The sequence below is a fragment of the Bacillus sp. F9_6S_D1_P_5 genome, assembly GCF_054823925.1.
In genome coordinates, this window is the sequence record NZ_JBTREW010000002.1 from 296,278 (window position 1) to 321,733 (window position 25,456).

The 25,456-nt window shown below is 36.6% G+C and carries 26 protein-coding genes, 1 tRNA gene and 1 pseudogene; 18 read left to right on the forward strand and 10 right to left on the reverse strand.

All coding sequences use genetic code 11. From position 1 onward, the window contains the following. The first annotated feature begins 24 nt into the window (after positions 1–24). Positions 25–708 carry a DUF2278 family protein gene (locus ACUXEY_RS04490; protein WP_461300181.1) on the forward strand — a complete coding sequence of 228 codons (684 nt, stop codon included), beginning with the start codon at positions 25–27 and terminating at the stop codon, positions 706–708. 14 nt (positions 709–722) lie between these two features. Here the strand turns inward: ACUXEY_RS04490 and ACUXEY_RS04495 are convergent, their stop codons facing one another. Next, positions 723–1,556, reverse strand: coding sequence for a hypothetical protein (locus tag ACUXEY_RS04495; protein WP_461300182.1), 834 nt, complete (start codon positions 1,554–1,556; stop codon positions 723–725). Between the two features lie 196 nt (positions 1,557–1,752). On the opposite strand from ACUXEY_RS04495, the gene ACUXEY_RS04500 reads away from it, so the two are divergent. Continuing rightward, positions 1,753–2,538 (forward strand): zinc ribbon domain-containing protein, encoded by a 786-nt coding sequence (locus tag ACUXEY_RS04500; RefSeq protein ID WP_282895641.1) that lies wholly within the window; start codon positions 1,753–1,755, stop codon positions 2,536–2,538. A gap of 19 nt (positions 2,539–2,557) precedes the next feature. Next, positions 2,558–3,793 carry a TcaA 3rd/4th domain-containing protein gene (locus tag ACUXEY_RS04505; RefSeq protein WP_461300183.1) on the forward strand — a complete coding sequence of 412 codons (1,236 nt, stop codon included), beginning with the start codon at positions 2,558–2,560 and terminating at the stop codon, positions 3,791–3,793. 43 nt (positions 3,794–3,836) lie between these two features. On the opposite strand, the gene ACUXEY_RS04510 is transcribed toward ACUXEY_RS04505, so the two are convergent. Next, the gene (locus ACUXEY_RS04510; RefSeq protein WP_166704216.1) at positions 3,837–4,268 is read right to left on the reverse strand and encodes a hypothetical protein; all 432 of its coding nucleotides are present in this window, start codon (positions 4,266–4,268) and stop codon (positions 3,837–3,839) included. Between the two features lie 201 nt (positions 4,269–4,469). On the opposite strand from ACUXEY_RS04510, the gene ACUXEY_RS04515 reads away from it, so the two are divergent. From ACUXEY_RS04515 to ACUXEY_RS04525, 3 genes are all read left to right on the forward strand, one after another. Next, on the forward strand, positions 4,470–5,804 hold the full coding sequence (locus ACUXEY_RS04515; protein WP_461300184.1) for a CoA-disulfide reductase: 1,335 nt from the start codon (positions 4,470–4,472) through the stop codon (positions 5,802–5,804). Between the two features lie 100 nt (positions 5,805–5,904). Then, positions 5,905–6,393 (forward strand): GNAT family N-acetyltransferase, encoded by a 489-nt coding sequence (locus tag ACUXEY_RS04520; RefSeq protein WP_461300185.1) that lies wholly within the window; start codon positions 5,905–5,907, stop codon positions 6,391–6,393. 298 nt (positions 6,394–6,691) lie between these two features. Beyond that, on the forward strand, positions 6,692–7,102 hold the full coding sequence (locus ACUXEY_RS04525) for a DUF3908 family protein (RefSeq protein WP_166704219.1): 411 nt from the start codon (positions 6,692–6,694) through the stop codon (positions 7,100–7,102). 31 nt (positions 7,103–7,133) lie between these two features. Here ACUXEY_RS04525 and ACUXEY_RS04530 read toward each other — a convergent pair whose 3' ends face one another. The 6 genes from ACUXEY_RS04530 to odhA all read right to left on the reverse strand — a co-directional run bounded on the left by ACUXEY_RS04530 (position 7,134) and on the right by odhA (position 17,624). Then, positions 7,134–7,724, reverse strand: coding sequence for a class I SAM-dependent methyltransferase (locus ACUXEY_RS04530; RefSeq protein ID WP_166704220.1), 591 nt, complete (start codon positions 7,722–7,724; stop codon positions 7,134–7,136). A gap of 92 nt (positions 7,725–7,816) precedes the next feature. Then, positions 7,817–9,358: a SagB family peptide dehydrogenase gene (locus ACUXEY_RS04535; RefSeq protein WP_461300186.1), complete on the reverse strand. Its 1,542-nt coding sequence runs from the start codon at positions 9,356–9,358 to the stop codon at positions 7,817–7,819. 16 nt (positions 9,359–9,374) lie between these two features. Then, the gene (locus ACUXEY_RS04540) at positions 9,375–11,324 is read right to left on the reverse strand and encodes a TOMM precursor leader peptide-binding protein (RefSeq protein ID WP_461300187.1); all 1,950 of its coding nucleotides are present in this window, start codon (positions 11,322–11,324) and stop codon (positions 9,375–9,377) included. Beyond that, positions 11,321–13,240, reverse strand: a complete 1,920-nt coding sequence (locus tag ACUXEY_RS04545; RefSeq protein WP_429600679.1) for a putative thiazole-containing bacteriocin maturation protein — start codon at positions 13,238–13,240, stop codon at positions 11,321–11,323. The genes ACUXEY_RS04540 and ACUXEY_RS04545 overlap by 4 nt, the downstream gene beginning before the upstream one ends. 124 nt (positions 13,241–13,364) lie before the next feature. Continuing rightward, positions 13,365–14,624: a 2-oxoglutarate dehydrogenase complex dihydrolipoyllysine-residue succinyltransferase gene (gene odhB / locus ACUXEY_RS04550; RefSeq protein ID WP_166704224.1), complete on the reverse strand. Its 1,260-nt coding sequence runs from the start codon at positions 14,622–14,624 to the stop codon at positions 13,365–13,367. 132 nt (positions 14,625–14,756) lie between these two features. Beyond that, positions 14,757–17,624, reverse strand: coding sequence for a 2-oxoglutarate dehydrogenase E1 component (odhA, locus tag ACUXEY_RS04555; protein ID WP_461300188.1), 2,868 nt, complete (start codon positions 17,622–17,624; stop codon positions 14,757–14,759). An 823-nt stretch (positions 17,625–18,447) separates the two neighbouring features. Between odhA and ACUXEY_RS04560 the strand changes: the two genes are divergently transcribed. From ACUXEY_RS04560 to ACUXEY_RS04605, 10 genes and pseudogenes are all read left to right on the forward strand, one after another. Beyond that, positions 18,448–18,663: a helix-turn-helix transcriptional regulator gene (locus tag ACUXEY_RS04560; protein WP_098047521.1), complete on the forward strand. Its 216-nt coding sequence runs from the start codon at positions 18,448–18,450 to the stop codon at positions 18,661–18,663. Beyond that, positions 18,660–19,037: a permease gene (locus ACUXEY_RS04565; protein WP_097993791.1), complete on the forward strand. Its 378-nt coding sequence runs from the start codon at positions 18,660–18,662 to the stop codon at positions 19,035–19,037. The genes ACUXEY_RS04560 and ACUXEY_RS04565 overlap by 4 nt, the downstream gene beginning before the upstream one ends. Before the next feature lie 28 nt (positions 19,038–19,065). Continuing rightward, entirely contained in the window at positions 19,066–19,248 is a 183-nt protein-coding gene (locus tag ACUXEY_RS04570) for a DUF3976 domain-containing protein (RefSeq protein WP_001178300.1), read from the forward strand. 125 nt (positions 19,249–19,373) lie between these two features. Continuing rightward, positions 19,374–19,733, forward strand: coding sequence for a type IV secretory system conjugative DNA transfer family protein (locus ACUXEY_RS04575; RefSeq protein ID WP_166704226.1), 360 nt, complete (start codon positions 19,374–19,376; stop codon positions 19,731–19,733). 18 nt (positions 19,734–19,751) lie between these two features. Continuing rightward, positions 19,752–20,021, forward strand: coding sequence for a hypothetical protein (locus tag ACUXEY_RS04580; RefSeq protein ID WP_461300189.1), 270 nt, complete (start codon positions 19,752–19,754; stop codon positions 20,019–20,021). Between the two features lie 54 nt (positions 20,022–20,075). Further along, positions 20,076–20,264: pseudogene (locus ACUXEY_RS04585) on the forward strand (hypothetical protein); the annotation flags it as partial. A 466-nt stretch (positions 20,265–20,730) separates the two neighbouring features. Then, a complete protein-coding gene (locus ACUXEY_RS04590; protein WP_166704228.1) occupies positions 20,731–21,627 on the forward strand; it encodes a WXG100 family type VII secretion target in 897 nt (298 codons plus the stop codon). A 1-nt stretch (position 21,628) separates the two neighbouring features. Further along, the gene (locus ACUXEY_RS04595; RefSeq protein ID WP_016512960.1) at positions 21,629–21,820 is read left to right on the forward strand and encodes a hypothetical protein; all 192 of its coding nucleotides are present in this window, start codon (positions 21,629–21,631) and stop codon (positions 21,818–21,820) included. A gap of 152 nt (positions 21,821–21,972) precedes the next feature. Then, the gene (locus ACUXEY_RS04600) at positions 21,973–22,221 is read left to right on the forward strand and encodes a DUF4176 domain-containing protein (RefSeq protein ID WP_166704229.1); all 249 of its coding nucleotides are present in this window, start codon (positions 21,973–21,975) and stop codon (positions 22,219–22,221) included. 41 nt (positions 22,222–22,262) lie between these two features. Beyond that, positions 22,263–22,451, forward strand: a complete 189-nt coding sequence (locus tag ACUXEY_RS04605) for a hypothetical protein (protein WP_461300190.1) — start codon at positions 22,263–22,265, stop codon at positions 22,449–22,451. Between the two features lie 391 nt (positions 22,452–22,842). Here the strand turns inward: ACUXEY_RS04605 and ACUXEY_RS04610 are convergent. Further along, a tRNA-Val gene (locus tag ACUXEY_RS04610) sits at positions 22,843–22,915 on the reverse strand. 186 nt (positions 22,916–23,101) lie between these two features. Next, positions 23,102–23,326, reverse strand: a complete 225-nt coding sequence (locus ACUXEY_RS04615) for a hypothetical protein (RefSeq protein ID WP_429600665.1) — start codon at positions 23,324–23,326, stop codon at positions 23,102–23,104. A 287-nt stretch (positions 23,327–23,613) separates the two neighbouring features. Between ACUXEY_RS04615 and ACUXEY_RS04620 the strand changes: the two genes are divergently transcribed. Continuing rightward, the gene (locus ACUXEY_RS04620) at positions 23,614–23,841 is read left to right on the forward strand and encodes a hypothetical protein (protein WP_000251865.1); all 228 of its coding nucleotides are present in this window, start codon (positions 23,614–23,616) and stop codon (positions 23,839–23,841) included. A 155-nt stretch (positions 23,842–23,996) separates the two neighbouring features. Next, positions 23,997–25,283 carry a D-alanyl-D-alanine carboxypeptidase family protein gene (locus ACUXEY_RS04625; RefSeq protein WP_461300191.1) on the forward strand — a complete coding sequence of 429 codons (1,287 nt, stop codon included), beginning with the start codon at positions 23,997–23,999 and terminating at the stop codon, positions 25,281–25,283. Positions 25,284–25,456 lie beyond the last annotated feature (173 nt).

The window sequence follows — 25,456 nt, forward strand, 5'->3', positions numbered from 1 at the left end:
CTAAATGAATAGGAGATGAAATGTATGACCCTAAAAAACTACGGTGTGTTAAAAGGTACAGTTATACAATCAAAGATTGGAAAAGGGAAAACACCTCATTATCAAGTTCATTTACAAGGCGAAGCAGGAGTAGATTATCGTATTGCAATTAACGTAAAGTCGCAAAGTTATCCATCAGAAGTTTTATATTTTGCGAGTAACGATATCCGGTTAGAAGCAATTCATATTTTACCGACATTGTCATTTGGTTTTACCGAAATAAAAAACAATGAGCCGGAAGTAGCTTTAGATTATGTAAGAGGTAATTTATTTGATTCGAAGCAAATGATTCCTTTACCTGCTGAAAAAGCCGGGGTAGATAATGATTTAAATGAGAAAATAGCACGTTATATAAAACGAGCGATAGAAGAAAAAGCGATTATTTACGCGTTCGGTGAAAGATGGGGACCAGAAGAACATACACCTGATTCTTATTTTCATTTTGAACCAGGAAACGGTATACACGATATTCACATGAATCAAGGGAATGTAGAGAAATGGAAAGGCGATAATGGTATATGGCAAGACGGAGGCATACTCATTCACTTCGAAAAGGAAGAAGAATGGATTGGTATCTTTCTTGCCTTTCAATCACAGTCGTGGTGTACGGATGAGGATGGACATGCTCGTGTGCCGGTTGAGCATTGTGATTATAAGGGGAATAATTGAGGAGAGGAGGGCGTTCAAAACGAACGCCCTCCTCTTATTTTATAAAAACCAAAACTAACAAGTGTAGAAATACAAGAGAACAGTAGTGCCACACTAGAAAATGCGATGAGGTACATATTATACTTCATCACTTTTCCAATGAGCTGGTTACTGTCGTACTGAAATAGTACTGCGATTATGTTGAATAAAAATAACACGATAAACATGACGATAACGCCGTCTATTGATCCTTTAATATCCGGTTTACTTAAAGCGATATGTGCAGAAATACAAATGGCGATAAATAAAAATAGCCAAAAGGAAGGGTTCAATACATTACTTATTGTAAATAAGCTTTTCAATAATACAAACGTTGACAAGAGCATGTTTTGAACCATTTCTATATTAATAGAAGTAGAAGCAATTGTGTTTTCGAGAGTTGTATTAAATAAAAAATATGAATTTGGTACGAAATAGCGCATTAAAAGGATTAATGCAGTAATACCGGAAATAATAGGCCCAATTCCAATGAAGAAGTTCCCAATTCGTTGATATACACTTTTTTGATTGTATTGATGTTGTACGTAGCCTAAAGCGCCCTGACTTGTATCTGTTGGGAAAAACTGCGTTGCTACAATTTTATGACGAAATAGTACACACATAATGGCATGTCCAAGTTCGTGAATCGGAACACCGATCCAAGCTGTTAAAAGGAATCCTTTTCTTCCGAAAGCTCTCGACCAATACATGCGCGTGAGAGATTCTAAATAACCTAATAGAAATCCAATTACAATGATAACGCCAATTAAAGAAAATAATTGGATTACGCTTGTAAGGAGTATTTGAAAAATTGAGTTTACCAATTCCATTTCCAGTCATCCAATCTGTTAAAAATGTTATTTGTTCTGTTTCATAATAGCATTATTTTTCAAGATTGCTAGCACATATATTTCTTTTGAAAGAAGGAGTTCATAATCTTTTTCTTGTAGTCATGTTTTATGTACAAAGTCATATATTGAATTTGTAACACCCTATATGGTATCTGCTTAAGGGGGGAATGCGAGAATGAAATGTCCGGCGTGTCAGACGGAAAATGCAGCAGAGGCAAAGTTTTGCGGGAATTGTGGGCATTCGTTGACGGAGGAAATAGTAGCAAGTGGTGCGCAGGAAGAAGATGAGCAACAAGCACGCGTAGCGGAGGCGAAGGAAACTCGACCAAATGAAACGGTAGAGCAAGCAAAGCGGTTTGCAAGTGGCTATTTTCAGTTTTTTAAACACGCATTACAAGCACCGACAGCTATTATGAAAAGTGGCAAAGTTGAAGTGCGAAATGGAATTGTAAGTCTTGTTCTTATTTGTTTTTTAGGGGCATGTATTTTTTATAGAATAATGAGCGCAGCAGCGAATGTTACAAGAACGTTTGCACCAGACGTATCTACGCCTTCTTTCTTTGGAGAGTCTATAAAGGTCTTTTTATTTTTACTCATTTTAACTTTATTTGTCGGATTTATTATTTTTGTCAGTGGGAAGATGATGAAAACATCTTTTTCGTTTCTTGACGTATTCGGTATATGGGGAACGATAGTGACTCCGGCTATTGCTATATTAGTACTTTCTTTGCTTTTTAGCTTCTTATTAATCTTCTTTTTACCAATATTATTAGGAGTGGCTACAACTTATATGGGGATTAGTGTAATTGTAGCTATAGTAAAACTAGATAACGGTGGATTAGATCTTATTTATACGCTTCTAATAGCAAATGTTTTAAACGGAATTGCAACGTTTATTGTGTTTGGGTCTTATATTCAAACGATAATTCAAACCTTTACACAGGGATTAACTGGCCTCTAAAGAAAAGGTGGTTGAATGGATGAATGTATGTACAAAGTGCGGGACTCAGTTTGAAGAAGGTGTGCAATTTTGTCAAAACTGCGGTCAGAAGAGAGAACGTCTTGTCGTAAAGAAGAAAATGAGCGGCGGTACAAAAGTTGGCATTACACTTTTAACATTACTTGCAGTAGTAATTGTTGGACTGTATTTGTACGGATCATCGTATTATAAGCAGTCGGCACAAGTAGATCGGATCATTACTATTGTACAAGAGCGGGACGGGGAGCAGTTAGCTGAAATCGTCACGGCGGATGATCCGTCAGTTATTGTAAATGGAGAGAGTGTAAAGCCTCTATTTTCATATATAAAAGAAAATCCATCTTACGTGAATGAATTGAAAGAACATTTGAGGATAGGTGAAAAACAAGGGAACGGAATTGAAAGAACAGACTTTTCATTAACGAAAGACGGAAAGTATTTCTTTATCTTTGATCGGTATAAATTGAAAGCGAAGACGTATTATACGACGCTGCTTACAAATGAAAAAGATACATCTTTAAAAATGAACGGAAAAGAAATTGATAAAACAGATGACAAAAAGTTTGAGAAGCAATATGGACCGTTTCTTCCAGGAGCTCAAGTGTTTCAAGCAGAATATAAAAATGACAATGTGAAACTATCACGTGAAGAAAAGGTTGTACTTATGAAACAAAGCCAAAATAACGTAACGGTAGATTTAACGTTGCAAGGTCAATATATTACAGTTCAAACGAACGCACCTGGTGCAACATTGTACGTGAATCAAAAACCAGTTACAGCGCTAGCGGGAGAAGAAATTACGTGGGGGCCTGTAGCGACTGATGGAAGTGCGACGATTTATTTAGAACGAAATGGAGAAAATGGAAGGGAAACGACGAAGGTAGAAACGGTAACGCTACTATCGTCTTATAATCTTCCATTCCAAAAGAAAAGTACAGAAAAAACAGTTGTTTACAATGTTACTCCGCCGCCTACGACTCGGTATGTATATAATGGCTTCATTTTTCCTGATAGTGATATTCGAAAATTAACGAGTACGGACTTAGCATATTTATCGAAAGAACAGTTGAAAATAGCGAGAAACGAAATATACGCAAGACATGGATATATGTTTCAAACGAAAGATATGCAATCATATTTCTCAAAACAGTCATGGTATAGAGAAAATCCATATTTTTCAGGAAAGCTAACAGATATTGAAACTTATAATGTTGAACTCATCAAATCAAGAGAATAAACACGTGAAAAAGGTACAGTGCATAACTGTACCTTTTCTATGGTTATTTATCTGAACCAGGATCCCTTGAGAAAAAGATGTGAAAGAGAAATGTGACTTTACTTGATCCTCCTGATGTACTAGCTTGTATATGTGATAAAGGACCAGACGTTAGAGCTGCTTCGGAATGGGGTGGTACGACTATTTTGAGTGCATGATCTGAATCTGGTGAAGCAGTAACAGTTATTGTATCATCAGAAAAGTTCAAAATTTTAACAGAACCGACTGGAAAGATGGACTTGCCAGCATGTGATGCTGAAGCGAATTGGGTAGCTTTCCAAATATCTTGCGCAAAAGTATCATCGTTAGATAACCAAGCACGAGCGCTGTATATCGTTGCATTAATGGAAAATTCTTGGTCAAGGGAGACGGCGGGTTTCGGTTCTTTTGGTTCTTGCGGTTCATCTGGAAGCTGGGCGAGAAGGCCGGCGCACATGTATGTTTCACCTACTTTCAATAGTAACTGTTATAGCATATTAAACATGTTGTTTATAAGACACGACGGTTACCTATTTACGTATAGGTTTGTGCACCAAATTTGTAGATGAAATATTATTTCTTTACAATGGAAGTAGGTGTTATTTCTACAAAATATGGAAAGCGTAAAGAGTATGTAAAAAAAAGAAGGAGTGGTAAAGTGAACTATGTCATTATTGGCGGAGATGCAGCTGGTATGAGTGCAGCGATGCAAATTGTTAGAAACGATGAGAATGCAAAGGTTGTAACGTTAGAAAAAGGTGAGATTTATTCGTACGCGCAGTGTGGATTGCCGTATGTCATTAGTGGTGCTATCGCTGCAACGGAAAAATTAATCGCCCGTAATGTAAAGACGTTTCGTGATAAATATGGAATTGATGCGAAAGTACGACATGAAGTAACGAAAGTAGACACGGAAAAGAAAATGGTGTACGCAGAGCATACGAAGACGAAAGAAGTTTTTGAATTTACGTACGATCGTTTATTAATTGCGACTGGAGTGCGTCCTGTTATGCCAGAATGGGAAGGTCGAGATTTGCAAGGCGTTCATCTTTTAAAAACAATTCCGGATGCTGAGCGCATATTAAAAACGTTAGAAACGAATAAAGTTGAGGATGTAACTATTATCGGCGGCGGTGCGATTGGACTGGAGATGGCAGAAACATTCGTCGAACTTGGTAAGAAAGTAAGAATGATTGAGAGAAACGATCATATCGGTACGATTTATGATGCAGATATGGCTGAATATATACATAAAGAAGCAGATAAACATCATATTGAAATTTTAACGAATGAAAATGTAAAAGCATTTAAAGGGAACGAAAGAGTGGAACAAATTGAAACGGATAAAGGGACGTATAAAGCAGATCTTGTTTTAGTATCGGTTGGAGTAAAGCCAAATACTGATTTTCTTGAAGGAACAAATATACGTACAAATCATAAAGGGGCAATTGAAGTAAATGCATATATGCAAACGAATGTGCAGGACGTATATGCAGCTGGTGATTGCGCAACACATTACCACGTTATAAAGGAAATTCATGATCATATCCCGCTCGGAACGACTGCCAATAAACAAGGGCGACTTGCTGGACTGAATATGCTTGATAAACGAAGAGCCTTTAAAGGTACGTTAGGTACAGGTATTATTAAATTTATGGATTTGACGCTTGCTAGAACAGGGCTAAATGAAAAAGAGGCAAAAGGATTACATATTCCGTATAAAACAGTCAAAGTAGATTCAACAAATATGGCGGGCTATTATCCAAATGCGCAACCACTTTATTTGAAATTACTATATCGTTCTGACACGAAACAATTATTAGGCGGACAAGTAATTGGAGAAGAAGGTGTAGATAAACGGATTGATGTGATTGCGATGGCGCTTTTCAATAAAATGAGCATTCACGATTTAGAAGATGTCGATTTAAGTTACGCACCACCATATAACAGCGTCTGGGATCCAATTCAGCAAGCGGCAAGGAGAGCGGAATAGCACTTTTAAAGTGCTATTTTTTTTGCAAAGGTAGGTAAACTTTTCTAGCGAATAATAAAGAGGGAGAAACAGTTACATATAGGGAAGGGGATCATTAAAAATGTTTGTAACACTTCAAACAGTTCAAGAATCACAAAAAGAAATATTACGTAATTTGTACGCACTATATCTTCATGACCTCTCTTCATTTACTCCTAATATAACGATTGGGACAAATGGATTTTTTGAATACGAAGATTTGCACATGTTTTGGGAAAATGACGGAATCACTCCGTATTTTATTAAAAGTGATAATGATATTGTAGGATTTTTATTACTACTGGAACGTCCATACTTGAAAAAAGAAAATGACTTTGGCATAAATGACATTTTCATATTGAATCAGTATAAGGGGAAAGGAATCGGTAAAAGAGTTATTGAGAATGTACTAAAAGAGAAAAGAGGAAAATATTTCGTTATCGAACTTGTGAAAAATGTGCCCGCTGTTTCTTTTTGGAAGAAAGTATATAGGGAGTTAAACATCGAGTTTGATGAGAAAACACAGTTAATCGATGATGAAGAATGTCTCGTTCAAACGTTTAAAATATAATGAAATAGATTCTACTTGTATATTACTTTGAAATTTAACTTTATCCCGCATTAACGGGCAGTAAGACCCCCACCTCAAAATCCAGCGAAAGCAAAGAAGTTAGGTGGGGATCAACTGCCCGTAAAAGCCAGATTGGTGAGGGCTAATAATCAGAGGGGGATGAAGAAAACCCCCTCTGATTAAAGTTTCACTTTATTTCGAATATACCGTTCGCCCTTGAAAACATAGTACTTATCGCTTATATTTTCATATAGTATTTATTTTAAAATAAAGCAATGAACGAACCAGGGGGCACAGTATGGCAATTAATATGAAAACAATCGAAGAATGGATTGCTGAATCAAACGCAAGACATGAAGAAGACTTTGGAAACGTTGTTGAAGAGATGAAAGAAGTATGCGTTGGACTTGATAATGCGACATTAATTTATACGAAAAATGTATTTTGTTTCGGTAAGAAAGTAGAAGTATTGTTCTTCTTCCAAGACCATGTCGTGATCGGACAAGAAAAAGACGAATATATTGAAATTGAAAAATTAAAGTATGATGACATTACAAATAGTAACTTAAAAACAAATGATAAAAATACAACGCTAGAATTAAAGTTTGCTAATGGACAATCTATCAATTTAGATAGTTTAAATGATAACTACGGTACGAAAAATTGGTTATTCGCAAGACAAATTAAGAGTATTTTTAAGTTAATATAGTAAAAAAGCAGACCTCAAAGGGTCTGCTTTTTTACTTGTTTCCTATTACACAAAGGCATCCTCTTTCTTCGTAGCATTTCACGTTTGTAAAACCTGTTTTATAAAATAGGTTTATTAATTCTTCAGTTGTTTTACATTTCTCCATATGATATTGAATTTTGAAAGTTTCAGCGACTAATAAAAAGGATCCGTTCGGTTGTAGGACGCGAAATACTTCTTTTATATCTTGTTCCACATCAGGCCAAAAGTAGTGCGTTTGAAAAGCGGTAATGAGATCGAAGAAGTTTGTATGATAGGGAATAGAAGAAACGCTTGCTTGTTGAACAATGACTTTTTGTTTTTGAACATCCTTTATATTCGTCTGTTTAGAATTTTTTACAGCTTGATCGGCGTAATCAATCCCATATATTTTCCCAAGTGGAGTTCGTTTTGAAAGAGTGTGTATTGTTTTGCCTCCGCCACAGCCAATATCTAATATGACTGCATCTGTCTTTATATGTACTTTCTGTAAAGCCCAATTTGTTAGTCTCGTATGTGCAGTGTTCATAATACAAAGCATGGAAGAACCAATTGTCCCACGAGGCTTTTTTGCTTGCTGGATTAATCGTTGTAAAATACCCAAGTTACACGCTCCTTTTATGTAAGAATATATACTCATTTCGCTTTTTATAAATTAAGTCCTTTAAAAAAAGCACGCCGTACATCGGCGTGCTTCTAATTACGCAAATCCCCTTTTAACCAATTCCGCGCCCGATAAGCCCCAACGGGAATTTGAATGAGAGACGTTTCATTCCCAGTATCTATCCCGTACAACTGATCACATGAATTTGTATCAAAACTAAGTAAAGGATGCCCAGCCATTCCCATTGCGGTCGCTGCGAAAACGAGTTTATGAACGAGTATGCCAGCTTCCATTTGGTGAATACGATATCCTCTATAGCTTAATGCATGTGTATAGTAATCTTTCTTTCCAACTACATGTAGGCAAAGCGGTACTTGAAAAAGGTTTACATTATCCATCGTCATACTAGATTGAAGGGGATAACGAAGGTCACCATATCGAAGTGGTTGTATGGAATGCATTTTACTGTTATATGAATAAGCACCGTTTTCTATATCTTTTAAGTTATAAAAACACCCATATAAGGAGACGCGTGCATTTTCATTTACATACTTACCGTCAAGGTCGTTGTAATAAGGGAAGCAGAGGCTCGCTTCTTGTAGTAAAGTAGCGAGCTCGGCTGCATCCCATTTCGTTAAAGTAAAATCAGCATCGGGGGAATACCGTTGTCTACAAAGTTGTAAGAAATCGTATGATAATCGCTCTACTTTCGGTAGTTGTACGGCGTGTGCATGATGTTGGTACTGCTCTTCATGATGTAGTGTGTGGAAGTGCGCTGTCGATTCGATCATAGAAGCATCGTTTATTTTTGTTATCATCGGATATTCATTTACATGTTTTGAGCGAACGAAATGTTCATGTGCTAACGGTGGAATTTGCTGCAACAACTCATGAGAAGTAACTGTTTTATTTTCACGGTAATCATTGTGAAACCAATCAGTTTGTGGTTCTGTACTTAAAGGAACAACAGCATACACGCTTTCTTCTCCTTCTGACAGTCCGAGTAAATGATTCATTGCACGGTCTAGAAACTGAAAATATACGCCATTTGTGTAGCCGAATTGTTTGGCACATTCCAGTAATTGTCCGATGAGGACACCACTATCTAATCCTTGAAGTCGATATGAAAAGTTATTGTATTTAAAATAGTTTTTCCAAAACATAGTGGATACGAATGCAGCGCCAAAACAAGACTGTATGTTACAACGATTGCCAAGTGCTTCCGAAAGATAAGAATCGAAATTTCCTTCGCGAAGTAAAACAAGCCGGTGATGCGCAGCGTCGTAATGGTAAATGCCGTCTGGATAATCGTCAATCTTTAAATATATATACAATTCATTTGGATATAAAGCGCCTCCTGAAGGGATAGATCTTCGGAATAAAATTTTCTCGCTATTTAGCTGACATAATTGTATTAAACCAAATGAGTACCAAAGGTAATGACCAATCTCCTTCAAAGTAGGTGTAGTAGAAGAGTTAGGTAAAGATAATGGGATTTCTAAAGGGAGAGGGATGACAGGTACATTTCGATATAATTTATAAGGAAGCGGTGCATCTTTCCAGTCCACTTCATGGTTCGGCATAATTTCATCGATAGAAAAATGGAGATGATGTAAAAAAGTATCCAGCTGCATAGAATCCCCTCCTTTACTATGGAAACGGGTGCGGATGTGGATTTAGTTGTTCATTCGTTAAAGGCTCAGCGCTATATCCAAGTGTCATCGGTACGGTATACACTCTATCCAGTCCTGTAACCCGAGTGAGATGATGGCCGAACGTCATCGGTAGCATGCCTGGAATAATGACTTTTACACAATGTAATCCGTTTTTTTCAATAAGAGGTACTGTTTGATCTACAACGATTACTTCAAGTCCAGATTGCTCTAGACGGTTTAAAAGTTGATGAAGATCGGATGTTAAATCTAGATCAACTGATTGTAATGCATTCATTTCTTGGAACGATTGCACTGGGGCATCGTCACGTAAAAGGAAGCGAAGACGTTCTTCCGCTTCTTTCAATCCGTACAGCATACTATGGTCTTCCATTTTATTTACGAGATAAGGGTCTTGCAAGCAGTTTTCGTAGTGCTCTCTTTTTTGTTCGAGTTCATCGTCTGTTATTAGTAACATACCTGCTATTTCGTGAATGGCACTCTTTAAAGCGCGGACAGGGTCCAAATGAGAGCCTCCAGCACAAACAACGTTCATTCCATTTTCACGCGTATTTTTTGCGATTACCCATAAGCTTGGGATGCCGTGTTCCATCGTTGCGTTAAAAGCATGCAATTCATAGCCGGTAATCGTGTATAGTCGCTGAATCATTAATTGTAATTCTGTATCATTTGCTGAACTAAGATCAAGGCGGGGAAGAGGTAATTCCGTATACCAAGTAAGCAAAAAGGCGTCACGCTCTACAATTTCTAAAATGCCGTGAAAAATTGCTTCTTCTAAACTACCACCAATGGCACATCCATTTGATGTTTCGTATACGTAAGCATCTCGATGACCGAGGCTATAATAAGCGATTGATTCAGGAACTAAAATTGGCTGACTTTGTAGTAAAGAGTAGCCCCATACCCAATTTTGTTCATAGTCAGGATCAAACGGTTTAAACGGGAAACTATCACGATTATAATGTTCATTTGTATGTACACCGAGCGAGAGGGGATTCAGTGCATAATCCTCTAAATCATGAAAACTACCATGCACATTCGTCTTTTTTCCTCGAGGTGACATACCACAATATCTTTCTAAACCTTCTAAAATAGCAGTTGCTTCACTTATTGCAAATGAAAGAGTTCGGCCTGCAACACCTTCATTTCCAAACATTAATGGCATGTTTATAATAACGTCAGCAAACGGTAATAAAGAATGCTGCATTTTTCCGTTCAACATACCAACGCGGTAATCTAAATAGTCTCTCGTTAAAAATGTGTTTAGTTCATGAATGGAACGACAGCGATATGTTGTATCACTTGTTTTTAAGCTCGGTTGTAATGAAATCATAGCTGCATCTGCCGTATCGTCAGGCAAATTGCTACATACAGGGCAGAGCGGATCTGGAAGAAAAGAATGCCGCGTGCATTGCAGTGTTTGTAAGTTTAGTAAAATGAGTTCGTTTTCTAAAGAAGAATGGCGATGAGCTAATATCTTTTCTGTCTCTGCGCAAATAAGATGGCACATTTGTAACATGCCATTTTGGGTGGCACATACATCACGCCTCGTTACGTTATCTTCTTTTACCGCGTATTTTCGTTGTAGCTCCCACATTTCTTTTTGATCAAAACCAGCGATAAAGCGTCGTCCATCGGCACAATGTGTACATCCAGCTGCAAGAGGATGAATGTAAGGACCGATAACACCTTCACCAAATGAAGTAAACCCGCGTAGCCACGGAATCTGATTGGAACGAAAAATTAGCTCGGCATCATGATGAATAGCAGAAGGAGAACCATCGTGTAATACGAGAGCGAGTTGAATATTTTCAGGGAGTTCGTCTGTTATAGTATGTTGGCGAATGATGGAAAATTGTTCGCTTAATTGATTGTGTACATAGTCTGCAAGTAAGCCATCCCCTATAAGTAATATATTTTGAGTCATAGACTATCCTCCTTTGCAATTAATACCCCGTACACACCATCTAAGTTTTCTTTCAAAAATGGTTCAATTGCTAAATCAAACACGAATGGATAAAAATTATGTTCTTCTAAATGTTGCAAGGCAAGCTGTACAGATTGCGTGCTTGGAATTTCTTCTTCCGCTTGTATTTCTAATCTAAAAGAATCCGTGTCATATAAAATAATAGAGGATTCAGGCAAGATATTAGCTCTGTAAGGAGTCTCTTCATTTTGAATGTGAAGAAGTGATAGTTGTAGTGCGTTTCGTAACGCTAACGTCGTATTAATATTAGAGGCACCGTACCATCGATCATTTATACCGACCCAAACGACTGGAAAGCTGAGAATCTCTTCACTTACTGCTATTTTAGGTGCTTCATGAATTGTAGCGAGAGCATCGTAATAAAATCTACAATGTTTATCATGAATTTCAGTTAAGTCGACCGCCGTAATTTCTTCTAGCATATGTGACTGCCGCTCATACAATTTATTATTTAAATGTTGTTGTAGCGCCCGGTATACACCTTCTGTCATTGTTTCCCCAGCGCCAATACCGATATCGTTATGTTCAGGAATAAGGCGGTGCATAATTTCTGCTACATATGTTTCAATTCCTGCTAAACCAGCTTCTCGGCGCGCTTCATTATGAGTCAAACCACCACAAGTCATAAGAGGCAGGAGGGAAGCAGGACCATCTGATAGTGGAGTAGTTACTTGAATATTGCATTGTGATAACGGTAATTGATAAGAATCTTGTTCATCCCATATATGGAATAAACCAGCTTCTTTAGAAGTTAATGAGTCGAAAAAGCGGAATAAATCAGTTGAGGTATGTTGGTTGGACCGATGCTCAAGTTGTTCAGAAAGATTTTCTATCGTATCAATTGTAAAACTTTCATCAGTTGCGAGAGGATGTTTTATAAAAGGATGCCATGCTCCTTCGAGTGTTTCGTAATTTAATAAAAAGAATTGTGGTTCTTTTTCTCGGTAAGAATCATCAGCGACATGCTTAAGTAATTCAAATACGATTATATTTGCTAACATGGCAGATTGAAGTGGTGAAAATGATGCTGATGAATGTTCATTTTTTAAAGTTGTTTCATGTAGCCGATGCCATGCGGACTCCCAGCATTCTTCACGATTTGCTGTTACGACAGGGCCAGCTATACCAAGTGTTGATAAACAGACGGCTGGTATGAAATTCTTTCCTATTTCTCTACAAATCGTATGAACTGTTCTTAGACCTTCAATATCTCCATTTTGAGAAACGTACAAAATCCAGTCGAAAGGCTCGAACACTTCATGAAGGGGACGATCAATTGTTGTATCTATTTCTTGAACAAGTACAGTATCATCTACTTCATGTGCAAGTGCTATTAGCTCATAAATGCGTTCGTAATTCGTATCCTCATAATCTGTCACAAGGTAATGAAAGGTAGGTAATCCGGATTCTAATAAAGAAGAAACTAAGGATGTAAGCATATCTCCAGAACCAACTATAAGGACATTTGCCGCGCGATACGTTTCGAATTTTAAAGCGCCTGAATGAGAATCTGCTTCTAAAAATTCAATTTGCGAAGCATATCTATCAAGTAATACGCTGTTTAATTCATGAGGTGCATCTTGACTTACATCACGGACAAATCCATTTGTATATAAAATCTCTCCAATTTCAAGTACACGATTTTGATAGGGAAGAGGGAGACCATCTGTTATTTCTGCTAAAGAATAATTACCGTTAAACATAGGCATTAATTTTTCAATCCAGTTATAAATTCCGTCACCGTCCATACGAAATGAACTGGCATTATTTCGAAAATAGACACCCCCGTTTGAGTCGGGGAGGAAGAAGGTATCCTTATTTACTTTAAGTTTTGCATGAATTGGAAGGTTACTCATTTTAATCCTCCTTACGTTATAGGCATACATTATTAGCTTATGTCATGCAATTTGTCCCGTATGAACGCAATAAAAAAGGCTGTAGAATGATTCATTCTACAGCCTTTAATAGATTATTAATCTATCAACCTTCTAATAATAATGATTTTGGATCTTCAAGCATATCTTTAACAGCAACAAGGAAGCTAACTGCTTCTTTACCATCAACGATACGGTGATCGTAAGATAAAGCGATGTACATCATTGGACGGTTTTCCATACGTTCTGCATCAATTGCAACAGGACGTACTTGGATTTTGTGCATTCCTAAAATACCAACTTGTGGGCTGTTTAGGATCGGTGTTGACATTAGAGAACCGAACACACCACCGTTTGTAATTGTGAATGTACCACCTTGTAACTCTTTTAATGAAAGTTTGTTATCGCGTGCTTTCATACCTAAATTACGAATTTCGCTTTCGATTTCAGCGAAGTTTAATTGGTTAGCATCGCGTACAACTGGAACAACTAATCCATCTGGAGCTGCTACTGCAATACCGATATCATAGAATTTTTTAATGATAAGCTCGTCGCCTTGAATTTCAGCATTTAATAATGGGAATTGTTTTAATGCTGCAACAACTGCTTTTGTGAAGAATGACATGAAGCCAAGACGTACATCATGTTTTTTCTCGAAAGCGTCTTTACGCTCTTTACGTAATTCCATGATTGCAGTCATATCAACTTCGTTAAATGTTGTTAACATTGCAGATGTTTGTTGAACTTCTACAAGACGTTTTGCAATTGTTTGACGGCGGCGGGACATTTTCACGCGCTCAACTGGTTTTTCGAATTCCGTTTTTGCAACTGGAGCAGGAGCTGGACTTTTTGGAGCAGCTGGTGCTTCTTTTGGTGCTGCAGCATGAGCTTGTACATCGTGTGGTCTCACACGTCCAAGTGGATCTGTGCTACGTACGTCATTTAAGTCAATTCCTAATTCACGAGCCATTTTTCTAGCAGCTGGTGATGCGATAGGACGGTTCGTATTTGGTAACCCTTGTAGAGTTGCAGTTTGCTCAGCATTTGGTGCCGCAGCTTTCGGTGCTTCAGCCGTTTCTTGTTTTGGTTGCTCAGCCAATGGTGCAGGTGTACTTACTGCAACTGGTGCTCCGTTTGCATCTAAAATTGCGATAGTTGCGCCAACTTCAACTGTATCCCCAGGTTCGCCTAGTAACTTCGATACAATACCTGAATCTTCTGCAATGATTTCTACATTGACTTTATCAGTTTCAAGCTCAACAACGCTGCCACCTTTCTCAACTTTGTCGCCTACGTTGATAAGCCATTGTGAGATAGTTCCTTCAGTAATAGATTCTGCAAGCTCAGGTACTTTAATTTCGATCATTTTAAATGTCCTCCCCTTATTTGCCTAACGGTGTGTTTTTTCTTCTTTTGTTTTCGGTAATCTCCATTTGTTAGCCTGCCCCTGGGCAGAATATCTGCCCAGGGAACAAGCTAGAAACCTTCATTGTTACTTTCAGTTGCTGAAAACTTCAATTTCTTGTTTATCTTGACGGAAGTTATACTTCACATCTAAAGCGTGTGAAACAATTAGCTCTTGCTCAGCTTTGTGAGCGAATGGATCGCCACCAGATGGGCTAGAGCGATCTGGGCGTCCAATGTAACCTGTTTTCACTTTATCTCCAGCTAGTTCGAACAGAATTGGAGCCATGTAATGCCATGCGCCCATATTACGAGGTTCTTCTTGAACCCAAATAATTTCTTCTAAGTTTTTAAAGCGTTTAATAATAGATTGAATTTTCTCAGCAGGGAATGGGTACAGCTGTTCAATGCGAACGACATGAACTTCATCTAAGTTGTACTCATGTTTACCAGACTCAATTTCTGTAGCTAAGTCAATCGCCATTTTACCTGTGCTTAAAACAAGACGTTTTACTTTGTTTGGTTTCGTGCCAAGGTTTTCTTGTTCTAGAGCAGGTTGGAAACGTCCTTCGCTTAACTGACTAGCAGTTGAAAGCGTAAGTGGGTGACGTAATAAACTCTTCGGCGTCATCAGTACTAATGGTCGAACAGCTTCTGTTCCTAAGATAGATGCTTGACGACGTAAAATATGGAAGTATTGTGCCGCACTCGTTAAGTTTGCAACTGTCCAGTTATTCTCAGCAGCTAACTGTAAGAAACGCTCTGGACGTGCACTAGAGTGCTCTGGTCCTTGACCTTCATAACCGTGTGGTAATAGAAGAACTAAACCAGATTTTTGACCCCATTTTGCTCTTCCTGCTGAAACATATTGATCAAATAATGCTTGTGCAGTATTTGAGAAGTCACCATATTGCGCTTCCCACATAACAAGAGTTTCTGGAGCGAATACGTTATAACCATACTCGTAACCAACAACAGCAGCCTCTGATAACGGACTGTTATGAACAGAGAATGAAGCGTTAATGTTTGGTAAGCGATGTAATGGTGAATATGTTTCATTTGTATCAGTATCGTGTAATACGATGTGACGATGCGCGAATGTACCACGCTGTGAATCTTGACCAGTTAAACGAATTGGTGTACCTTCTTGTAAAATAGAAGCGAATGCTAATGACTCAGCAAGTGCCCATTCAATTTTACCGTTCTCTTCAAGAGCATCTTTACGGCGTTCAAGAATTTTCTTCACTTTCGGATATACGTTAAAGCCTTCTGGCCAAGATAGTAGACCTTCATTAATTGCACGAAGTGAGTCAAGCTCAACACCAGTATCAATTGACTGAATGCCCTTTGCAACAACATCTGGCACTTTAACGTGAATTGTTGCATCGCTCGTATCAGCTGGTGGTACTTGTGCATAGTCAGATTTTAATTGTTCTTGTGTAAACTGAGTAATTGTTTCAACCTCATCTGCATTTAGAACACCAGCAGCTTGTAATTGATCTGCATAAATTGCTCTTACAGTTGGGTGATTTTTAATCTTTTTGTACACTTGTGGTTGTGTAACTGCTGGGTCATCCATTTCGTTATGACCGTAGCGGCGGTAACCAATTAAATCGATTAAGAAATCTTTTTTGAACAATGTACGATATTGAATCGCAAGGTTAGCAGCTGCAAGACAAGCTTCCGGATCATCAGCGTTCACGTGAACAATCGGAATATCGAAACCTTTTGCAAGGTCACTTGAATATTTCGTAGAACGAGAATCATAGCTATCAGTCGTAAAACCAACTGCATTGTTTGCGATAACATGAATTGTTCCGCCCGTTTGGTACGCGTTCAATCTGCTTAAGTTCAACGTTTCAGATACAATACCTTGACCAGGGAATGCAGCATCACCATGAACTAAAATGACGAATGATTTTGAAGTATCTTGTTCTGGAAGACCAGATTTTTTACGATTCTCTTGAGCCGCACGTGCGAAGCCTTCCACAACAGGGTTAACGAACTCAAGGTGACTTGGGTTATTTGCTAATGTAACGCGAGTGCTAACTTCTTCGTTACTAACGACTTGTTCTCTACCTAAATGGTATTTTACGTCGCCAGTCCAGCCAGAATTAGCCACTGCGCCTTCTATTTTTGCATGTTTGAACTCAGCAAACATGTGACTATATGGTTTTTCTAATACGTGTGCAAGTACGCTTAGACGACCGCGGTGAGCCATACCAATCATGACATCTTCTACGCCGCTCTTTGCACCTTCTAGCACAATTTCATCTAGAACAGGTACAAGCATATCAACGCCCTCGATAGAGAAACGTTTTTGCCCAACGAATGTTTTATGCAAGAATTGCTCGAAACCTTCAACAGCTGTTAAACGTTTTAAAAGAGCAGTTCGTTTTTTATTTGATAGTGGTTGACGCAATGAATTTGATTCCACCATTTGATGCAACCACGCGCGTTCTTCACTATCTTGTATATGAGAAAATTCATAAGCTAAAGATTTTGTATAAACGTCTTTTAATCTATGAATTACATCAAGTGCAGTGTGAATACCTTCTGGTGCATCTTGCCATACTGTTTTTGCTGGAATCGCTTTCAAGTCAGCATCGCTTAGTTCGTTCATTGCTTTCTCAAGAAGAGATTGTCCATTTGCAGCATCTTCCATCGGGTTGATGTGAGCCAACGTATGCCCGAAAGAACGAATCTGTTCAACAAGTTGAACGACTTTAAGAATTTTTTCAATGTTCCCTGTGTTTTGAGGAGAAAAATGTGTTGCTGTGTTGTCCCCTGTTACGACATCATCTTGAAACGAAGGAGCTCCAAAAATTTCAAAAAGCTCTTGTAATTCCGGATCAACAGAACCTGCTCCAGTTACGTAAAGATCATACTGTTCAATCACATAACCAAGGTTCGGACCGTGGAACTTGGCCCAAGGGTTTGTCGTTGTATTCTTCCTCGTCATTTGTTTAAACCTCCCAATGCATATAATCCTTTTCCTTACAAAAGGTGCATTTTGCTCTTTTCAATAATTGATGAATCAATAATCAATGTAAATGTTTTCTTTACTCTTATGTTATTACAATAATTTACATAATACCAAACACTATTACTTATCTGTTTTGTAAAAAAACATTCACAATAACTTATCACCCAAGTTAATCTTTCATGTTATAAAGTAATTTTACAGAAAAATGGGGTGGATATATTTGGTATACCTATACGGATAACTAAAATTGTTGCATGTAAATATAAGTATAATAGTTAGAATGTTTCGGTAAAAATGAGTTCGAATTATGTATATTGAAATAATAAGCGCTTTCATTGATATTATACAACAATATAACGGAATATAGTATAAAAAATAAAAAATTATGAATTTATCGTAAACTTTATTTAGATAGTGTTAAATATCGAAAGGAAAGTGAAGGATTTCTACAAAAAAAGTTGCTAAACATAAAAAATGCTTTATAAACAGTTAGTTTCTATAAATATGCCGAAAAACACCGTAAAACCAATAATGTATTTCGTGGAATAAAGAGATAAATGAAATATTTTAAAAGGGTAAAACACATATGAAGATATTAAATTTTAAAAAAAGAGAGGAAGAGATATAGTAACGATTATTTACAGTGTTCCGTCTTTCATTTCAAAATAGACGTACTGACAATGAAAAAGTTTCTTCTATATAAATAGAACGAAAAATAAACAAAAAGAATGTAAAGGAAGCTTTACGTAAAGTTTGCTTTACATATATACTCAGTGTAAGGAAGGAGGGAGAAATTTCCTTGGAAAATAAAATGGTCGAATACCGAAAAAAATTTGGACTATCTCAAGAAAAATTGGCTGAGAAACTTGGAGTTTCTAGGCAAACCATCATTTCAATCGAAAAGGGAAAATACGATCCATCACTTCCGTTAGCATTTGAAATAGCAAAAACATTTCAGACAACGATAGAACATGTATTTATTTATGAAGGAAAAGAAGGGGAGGAATCGGAATGAATTATTCACAAAAGTACTTTTTAATTATGGGAATTATTTTCTTTATTATGAGCGGAACTATGGTATTAGCGGGCATAATGACGCATTCCGCACCACCGGCTCCAACGTATACAGTACTTGCGATGATGATTATGTGTTTCTGCTTAAGTTACTTACACCCACAATTTAAAGAAAAAGATGAGCGAATGAAACTTATTCGTTATAAAGGAATGTTCTTCAGCTTTTTTGCATTAACAGCATATTATCTTCTTTTCTCTTTCGGCTTAAACTTAAAAATAATTACACTATCCGCTACTGAACTATTGAACATACTAATGGCACTTACGATGAGTACAGTTTTTATCTCATTTGTTGTTTTATCGAAAAGATATTAAGATGGAAGAGAGAAAGGAAGATTAACATATGCAAATGATGTATGCTTTTGGCATTGGGCTTGTATTATTTTTAGCCGTATTCTTATTTATTCGTAAAGACGTTCAAGGCGGGACGTTAACGAAACGAGGCTTTTATAAAATGATCGGCTGTTTAGTTGTTATGTTTATAGCGATTATCGTAATGATCGTTTTAATAAATCAGTCACTATAGAATGAACCTTACTTGAGTAAGGTTTTTCTTTTTGTTATAAAATCTGAAAATTCCTACTAAATCCATTTACTACATATAATCGATATTATATAATTTAATAAAATGATAGATAGGGAGCATAGTATATGAATAAAAAAACTATCTTCTCTTTATTAACATGCCTACTACTTATAGCTAGTATTACTTATATAATATGTAACAAACGAGAACCAGTGCCACCTATATTAGTATGGGAGGGTCAGGAATACTACGTTACGAATGAACCTGCCGAAGCTGAAAAAGTTGGACAAAGGCTCGGAGAAGTAACGAAGAAAATCGAAACAAGTAAAAAGCCTACTAAAAATAGTGAATCCAACACACTACAAGAAAAAACAGAAGTATTCACAATGATAGCAGAAGAAAAAAATCCTCACTCACCTTTAATCATAAAGGAGCCTTATAGTGATGAATATAGAGTAGTAAGACCGATGTTACATGTACTATAAAGTGAAAGGGAGACTCATATGCAGACAGTAACTTCATATCCATGGTCGTTAAGAAAAATGTTTGTTTTTTTCCTTTGCTTCATCCTTCCGCCAATCGGTGCGATATATATTTGGATGAATCGAGAAGCACTACAAAAGAGAGACTTCATTTTATATGTACTATTTGCTGCTATTAATATATCGCTTTGGGTGTCGCTTATGATTTTTGATCGGAGCATTTGGATGGTGGCGGGGCATTATGTGTTTGGAGCAGTTGTTATTGTTGTTTCGAATATGAATAAGAGATAAGCCAGCAATCTTAAAGTTGCTGGTTTTTATTTTGCTATTTATAATGAAGAAACCGAAAAAACAATGACATCAACTATCGTCAAAAACTTAGCGGATAAAGATGCAGCAATGGCAACTCGCGAAGTTACATTGAACTTAAAGAAAAACAAAGATGGCGACTATAAAATCGTTGCAGATGATAACTTGAAAGAAGTATTGTTTGCTAATGCGAAGTCTTTGGAGAAGATGTTTGGCGGGAAGTAATTGACTTAGATAAAAAAAGAGAAACCATATCACGTAGAAGGTTGATATGGTTTCTCTTTTTTTATGACCCCGGAGAGGCTCGAACTCAGGATCTCCATCAACAACCTTTCATGATTATAGCAGACGATAGGGGATGAAAGTTGTAGTAGCTCCGTTCCATAGAGATACTATACAGGAAACAGTTGATAGGCATACCTCTTTAGTTTTATTTAGAAAGATAGGATGGGGATAGGTCTACGTCTACGTATTTAATAGTAGATACTTATAGTAGAAATAATTTTGTAGAATGGGACTAGATGATATTACAGAGTTAGCGCGAATGCATAAGTTATAAATTCAAGTGCCGAAAGGGTAACTTTGAGGAGAAAAAGACTTCGGAGTTTTAAGATTATATAAAATATTCGTAGTTGCAATAATTCTATTGTGGTAAAATATTCTATATGAAAATTAAAAAGGGGAAAGGCTTATGGGTTTAATAAAAATTACTCCAGAGCGTTTGGAGCAATCTGCTAAGTTGGTACAAGATATAAGACAAACTTTAGACAATATGCACAAAGATCTTTATAATCAAACAGAATACATAGCGTCTCAGTGGACAGGTGCAACAAGTCAAAATTTCTATCAAATGTTTAATGAAGCTAAACCAAAGATTTTTGAAGTTAATAATCTATTGGATAAAATTGCAGAAGAACTCAAACATTCTGCTAAGAAATTCCGTGAAGTTGATGAGTTAGATTATCGTAGGGCTCAAACGAAGGTTCTGGAAAACAACAAAGACAAAGTTGATATCCTTACAGGTGAGGCATCTTTAAAAGAAGGAAAACGTCTTGGTGGGTCTGTAGAAGGTTCTGTGGTTGATGGAAAGAAACCTATTATTAATGATGGTGAATGGAGAATGAAGGCATTATCTGGAAAAGTAGATTTAAATTTACCATATTCACTTGATACTGTCAAAGAGGACTTGATGGCCGGGAATATTATAGGAGCAAAAATAGAAGGAGTGGCTTTAGAGAACTCTTTTCAAACGAAAGTTCCAATGCTTTTTCCTTGGGGTATATCTGAGCGTGAAGTAACTATTACTCAGAAATTTGGTGAAGGAAACTTCGCAGTAGGTGTGGAAGAGTATTCAGCCAAACTTGCAACGGAAGTTACGACTAACAAGTATGAAGCGGAAGTGAATATTTTACATATTCCAGATTTCATTCCATTTATAGGAGACCATGATGTGATAGCAAAGGGGGAAGTAGGACTAGGTACAGCTGGTTTTAAAGTGCAATTAGGTGCAGAGACAGGCGCGTACTTTGGAGAAGCATTTGGACTTGGAGGATTTATAAAAGTCGAAAAAACAAAGGAGGAAAGTTGAGATGGATCCAATTAAAGCGGGGAAATATATTACATATGTTGCAGTTGTGATACTTCTTATATTTTCTATGTTATTGCCATATAGCCTACCTAAAAAGATTGCTCTTATTATTTTTGTTTTAATTTTAGGAGCCATTTCCTTGGGAGCGAATAAAGTAGTAGGACGAATATATAAAAAATTTAAACAAAAATAAAGTTTGGTATAAGGTAGGAATAATCCAATAATAATACGGCATTCACTTGAAGTTTTTTTGCAAGAAAAAATGTTGTTTTAGAATCTATTTTCAAGTTTTTAATGAAAAGGATTAAAACTATTATAGATGCTTAAAAAAGGAGAAATAAACAAATGAAACTTTTACCAATTGGAACGGTCGTTAAAATAGAAGATATAGAACAAATTGTAATGATTATTGGAAGAATGGTCATATCAGCAGATAAACGTGATTTTGATTATGTGGGTGTTCCTTACCCGATTGGCTATCTAGGTGATGAAAAAGTATTATGTTTTAATCACGATAAGATTGTAGAGGAAATGCATAGAGGGTATATGACTGAGAGTGAATTGGTTCTACGTGAAAAATTAGTAGAATTGTAAAAAAGAAACGGAAATCTTAAAGATATGATAGGAGAAACAAAATGGAGAAGATAATGAGAATTATTGTAATTATTGGTATCCTTATTCCTCCAGCGTTACTGTGGAGTGCACCTGATATCCCTCTAAATGTTAAACTTCTGTTTACAGGTTTACAACTAACTGTAGGATTCATCGCAGTAGTAGTGTTAGAGGTAATATTTAGAAATCGAAAAAAGAAGAGGGCAAAATAGATATAAAATGTATAGACTGGCAGATAAAAATATTGGTGGTTAATCTTATCAATAAAAGAAGCTAACAGAAGCAGGGAGAAATCCTTGCTTTATTTTTTGTATAGAATTACTAAGTAGAGTATCGTTAAATTAGGATATCTGAGGGGGAGTACTGTAGGTGAAACTGGTGATCTGAGTTAAATAAACAGTAGTCTTAAGAGTTATCTCACTGATTTCAACGAGTGTAAAAACTATAATTTTAATTACTATACAAACTTAAGTAGCATTGCCTTTTCAGTCCTTTCTCAGCTTTATGGAAACAAAAAAGAGGACTACTTGTGGTGTCTGATAGAGATCACCACAAGTTTAGCTTGTGAGAATACCCTCTCAAGTCTTGATACTATTGGTTTTATGACCCCGGAGAGGCTCGAACTCACGACCTCCACCCTGTCAAGGTGGCGCTCTCCCTGCTGAGCTACGGGATCTTCAAAAATGCTTATGTAACAGCATCTTTAATCTGTATGCTAAAGTAATTATATAAAATTAACTGAAATTTTACAATATTATATATTAAATTTGAAGGGAAAGTAGTTGGAATGGCGCTAGTCGTGTATTAAGGAATATATAAGTAGAGAATGTAATGAAAAGTGAGTTCGAATAAAGCATTTATATTATTTTTTTCTATACCAATCTAAAGGACCCTCATCACTTAAATCAACAAGAAAAGGGAGTAAGAAATGTAAAGGTAAGCTTATAAATTCCGGCATAGCGCTCAATGTTTTCTTTGATACATACTGCCTCCCAAAACAATACGGACAATCTTTTTCAAATGTCACGAGTATCGACCATACATCTTTTATTGTCCACTTCGTTTTACAATACGTACAACGCGTCATAGAGTTCCTCCTCATGTTAATGTTTCTTCTAGTATATTCCATTTTATTGTACTGAAGTCATTTGTATTTGGTGTGATGAAATGTAAGTTGTTTTGTTTTTTTATGTGGATTTATTTAGTCATTTATGATCAGTTATATATCGTTTGCTATTTTCGCAGGATGATAGGTTTTCGAATTCAATATGCAAATTGGCCAATATATCCTTTTTACAATTTACTTAAAATCATGTATAACAGAGATACAAGATTATTTTATAAATATTCAAGAGTAGAGGGAGAATTATTGTAATGGTAAGGAAAACGTTCAAGATGCGCGTATCTAGAAATAGAACGATTTCGATTAATGGCTCGATTCTCGATGTGGATGTTACACATGATGAGTTTTTACAAGAGTTTGTTGAGTGGGTCGATTCTAAAGGTTGGTCGTTTATGGGGATGACAGATGAGATTACACCTGAGGAAGCTAGTCAAAATTTAATAGATTCATTGATTGATGAGAAGGATAAGAAAGAGTAATTCCTTCTTATTTTTTGTTGTATATTTATGTTATTTATCGTAAAAGTATGATATAGTAAAAAACAGTAAATATTCTTCCAATTTAATACAAATTACATATAGATTGGTAGATTCAGTTTTTAAGCTGTGAGAGTATAGTGAAAAGGGAGAGTCATATGGTAAATTTTAAGAAAATTTTGGCTTTTATTACCGTTATTTGTTTATTTTTTTTGACACCTATGACGTTACGTGCTGAGACGAATATTGGAGTGAATCCAGAACAAGTGGCACCACCACCTAAGGAAGGGCCAAATGTTTTTAGTCAGTTTGCAACTACGATTGATGCGAAAACGGGAGATGTTTTGTATGACAAAAACGCACATCATCGTGCCTTTCCGGCTAGTATGACGAAAGTGTTAACAGCAATTTTACTTATGGAGCATACGAAGCCAGAGGATCAATTTACGTTTTCACAATTAGCATTAGATCAAGAGAAGAGTAATTATCAAATTGAGTTTCAACCTGGTGAGACGATTAATAGAAATACTGCACTTATGATTTTAATGGTGCTAAGTGCCAATGATGTGTCGTATGCGATTGCGGAGCGTATTGGCGGAAGTGTTGAGAATTTCGCTAATATGATGAATGAGAGAGCGAAGCAATTAGGAGCGACAGATAGTCATTTTGTAACACCGAATGGATTACATGATCCGAATCATTATACAACTCCATTTGATATGGCTATGATTACGAGAGGTGTGCAAAAGTATCCTGAAATTTTACAAGCGATGAATACGAAAAGAACGACAGTTACGACATCTAGACAGACGGTGTCTATTTTTAATAAATCTACTTATTTTGAAAACCCATATAGTATTGGCGGGAAGACGGGTTTTACAAATGAAGCGCGCAATACGCTCGTTTTATTAAATGAGAAGGATGGAAATCGTATTATAAATGTAGTAATGGCTTCTCAAAGACCTGAAATTTATGAAGACTTGAAGCAGATGGCGGAATATTCTTTCGGTCAATTTGTGAAGCAAACTGTACTAGATAAACATAGTTGGCATCAAAAGACAACGTATTTAAATAAAGATATTGATAGCGAGCTTGAAAAAAGTGCAGAACTGATGCTTAAGAAAGATGAAGGAAAAAATGTGAGAACGACTTTCCGTGCGGCTTCATTAGATAAAGATTCTTTGTATCATAAAGGAATTCATCGTGGTGAGGTAGTTGGGGCAGTTGATATTACGAAGAATAATCAAACAATTGCGACGGTAAATGTTCTTTCTAAAGAAGATGTTACTTTTGCGATGCCTAAAAAAGAAACGGTCGAGCCTGAAGTAAACGAATCAAACGTGAAAATAATAAGCATTGGGATAGGTGCTGCCATATTAGTTGGAGCCATTTTATTTGTAGTGCTGCGCCGAAATACAAAAGGAATGAAATCAGAAGAAAAATAAATTACTAGTTTAAAAGACTGTGAAGTGATATTATCCCCTTTAGGTAGACAGTGTGAAAAAGACCATGTATACACATGGATGTTACACTATTACTTGGAGGGGATTTTTCATGGCCAAAAAAGGTACAACATTTAATACATACTCAAATGAGATAAAGTTATCAGCTGTTCAAA

Excerpts from the sequence above, each read along its gene's own strand:
- ACUXEY_RS04605 (WP_461300190.1), top strand. The coding sequence starts at position 22,263 with ATGGAGAAGATAATGAGAATTATTGTAATTATTGGTATCCTTATTCCT.
- ACUXEY_RS04500 (WP_282895641.1), top strand. The coding sequence starts at position 1,753 with ATGAAATGTCCGGCGTGTCAGACGGAAAATGCAGCAGAGGCAAAGTTT.
- ACUXEY_RS04535 (WP_461300186.1), bottom strand. The coding sequence starts at position 9,358 with ATGCAGCTGGATACTTTTTTACATCATCTCCATTTTTCTATCGATGAA.
- ACUXEY_RS04580 (WP_461300189.1), top strand. The coding sequence starts at position 19,752 with ATGCAGACAGTAACTTCATATCCATGGTCGTTAAGAAAAATGTTTGTT.
- ACUXEY_RS04615 (WP_429600665.1), bottom strand. The coding sequence starts at position 23,326 with ATGACGCGTTGTACGTATTGTAAAACGAAGTGGACAATAAAAGATGTA.
- odhA (WP_461300188.1), bottom strand. The coding sequence starts at position 17,624 with ATGACGAGGAAGAATACAACGACAAACCCTTGGGCCAAGTTCCACGGT.
- ACUXEY_RS04505 (WP_461300183.1), top strand. The coding sequence starts at position 2,558 with ATGAATGTATGTACAAAGTGCGGGACTCAGTTTGAAGAAGGTGTGCAA.
- ACUXEY_RS04570 (WP_001178300.1), top strand. The coding sequence starts at position 19,066 with ATGCAAATGATGTATGCTTTTGGCATTGGGCTTGTATTATTTTTAGCC.
- ACUXEY_RS04545 (WP_429600679.1), bottom strand. The coding sequence starts at position 13,240 with ATGAGTAACCTTCCAATTCATGCAAAACTTAAAGTAAATAAGGATACC.
- ACUXEY_RS04620 (WP_000251865.1), top strand. The coding sequence starts at position 23,614 with ATGGTAAGGAAAACGTTCAAGATGCGCGTATCTAGAAATAGAACGATT.
- ACUXEY_RS04565 (WP_097993791.1), top strand. The coding sequence starts at position 18,660 with ATGAATTATTCACAAAAGTACTTTTTAATTATGGGAATTATTTTCTTT.
- ACUXEY_RS04595 (WP_016512960.1), top strand. The coding sequence starts at position 21,629 with ATGGATCCAATTAAAGCGGGGAAATATATTACATATGTTGCAGTTGTG.
- ACUXEY_RS04520 (WP_461300185.1), top strand. The coding sequence starts at position 5,905 with ATGTTTGTAACACTTCAAACAGTTCAAGAATCACAAAAAGAAATATTA.
- ACUXEY_RS04540 (WP_461300187.1), bottom strand. The coding sequence starts at position 11,324 with ATGACTCAAAATATATTACTTATAGGGGATGGCTTACTTGCAGACTAT.
- ACUXEY_RS04495 (WP_461300182.1), bottom strand. The coding sequence starts at position 1,556 with ATGGAATTGGTAAACTCAATTTTTCAAATACTCCTTACAAGCGTAATC.
- ACUXEY_RS04510 (WP_166704216.1), bottom strand. The coding sequence starts at position 4,268 with ATGTGCGCCGGCCTTCTCGCCCAGCTTCCAGATGAACCGCAAGAACCA.
- ACUXEY_RS04575 (WP_166704226.1), top strand. The coding sequence starts at position 19,374 with ATGAATAAAAAAACTATCTTCTCTTTATTAACATGCCTACTACTTATA.
- ACUXEY_RS04590 (WP_166704228.1), top strand. The coding sequence starts at position 20,731 with ATGGGTTTAATAAAAATTACTCCAGAGCGTTTGGAGCAATCTGCTAAG.
- ACUXEY_RS04525 (WP_166704219.1), top strand. The coding sequence starts at position 6,692 with ATGGCAATTAATATGAAAACAATCGAAGAATGGATTGCTGAATCAAAC.
- ACUXEY_RS04490 (WP_461300181.1), top strand. The coding sequence starts at position 25 with ATGACCCTAAAAAACTACGGTGTGTTAAAAGGTACAGTTATACAATCA.
- ACUXEY_RS04600 (WP_166704229.1), top strand. The coding sequence starts at position 21,973 with ATGAAACTTTTACCAATTGGAACGGTCGTTAAAATAGAAGATATAGAA.
- ACUXEY_RS04625 (WP_461300191.1), top strand. The coding sequence starts at position 23,997 with ATGGTAAATTTTAAGAAAATTTTGGCTTTTATTACCGTTATTTGTTTA.
- odhB (WP_166704224.1), bottom strand. The coding sequence starts at position 14,624 with ATGATCGAAATTAAAGTACCTGAGCTTGCAGAATCTATTACTGAAGGA.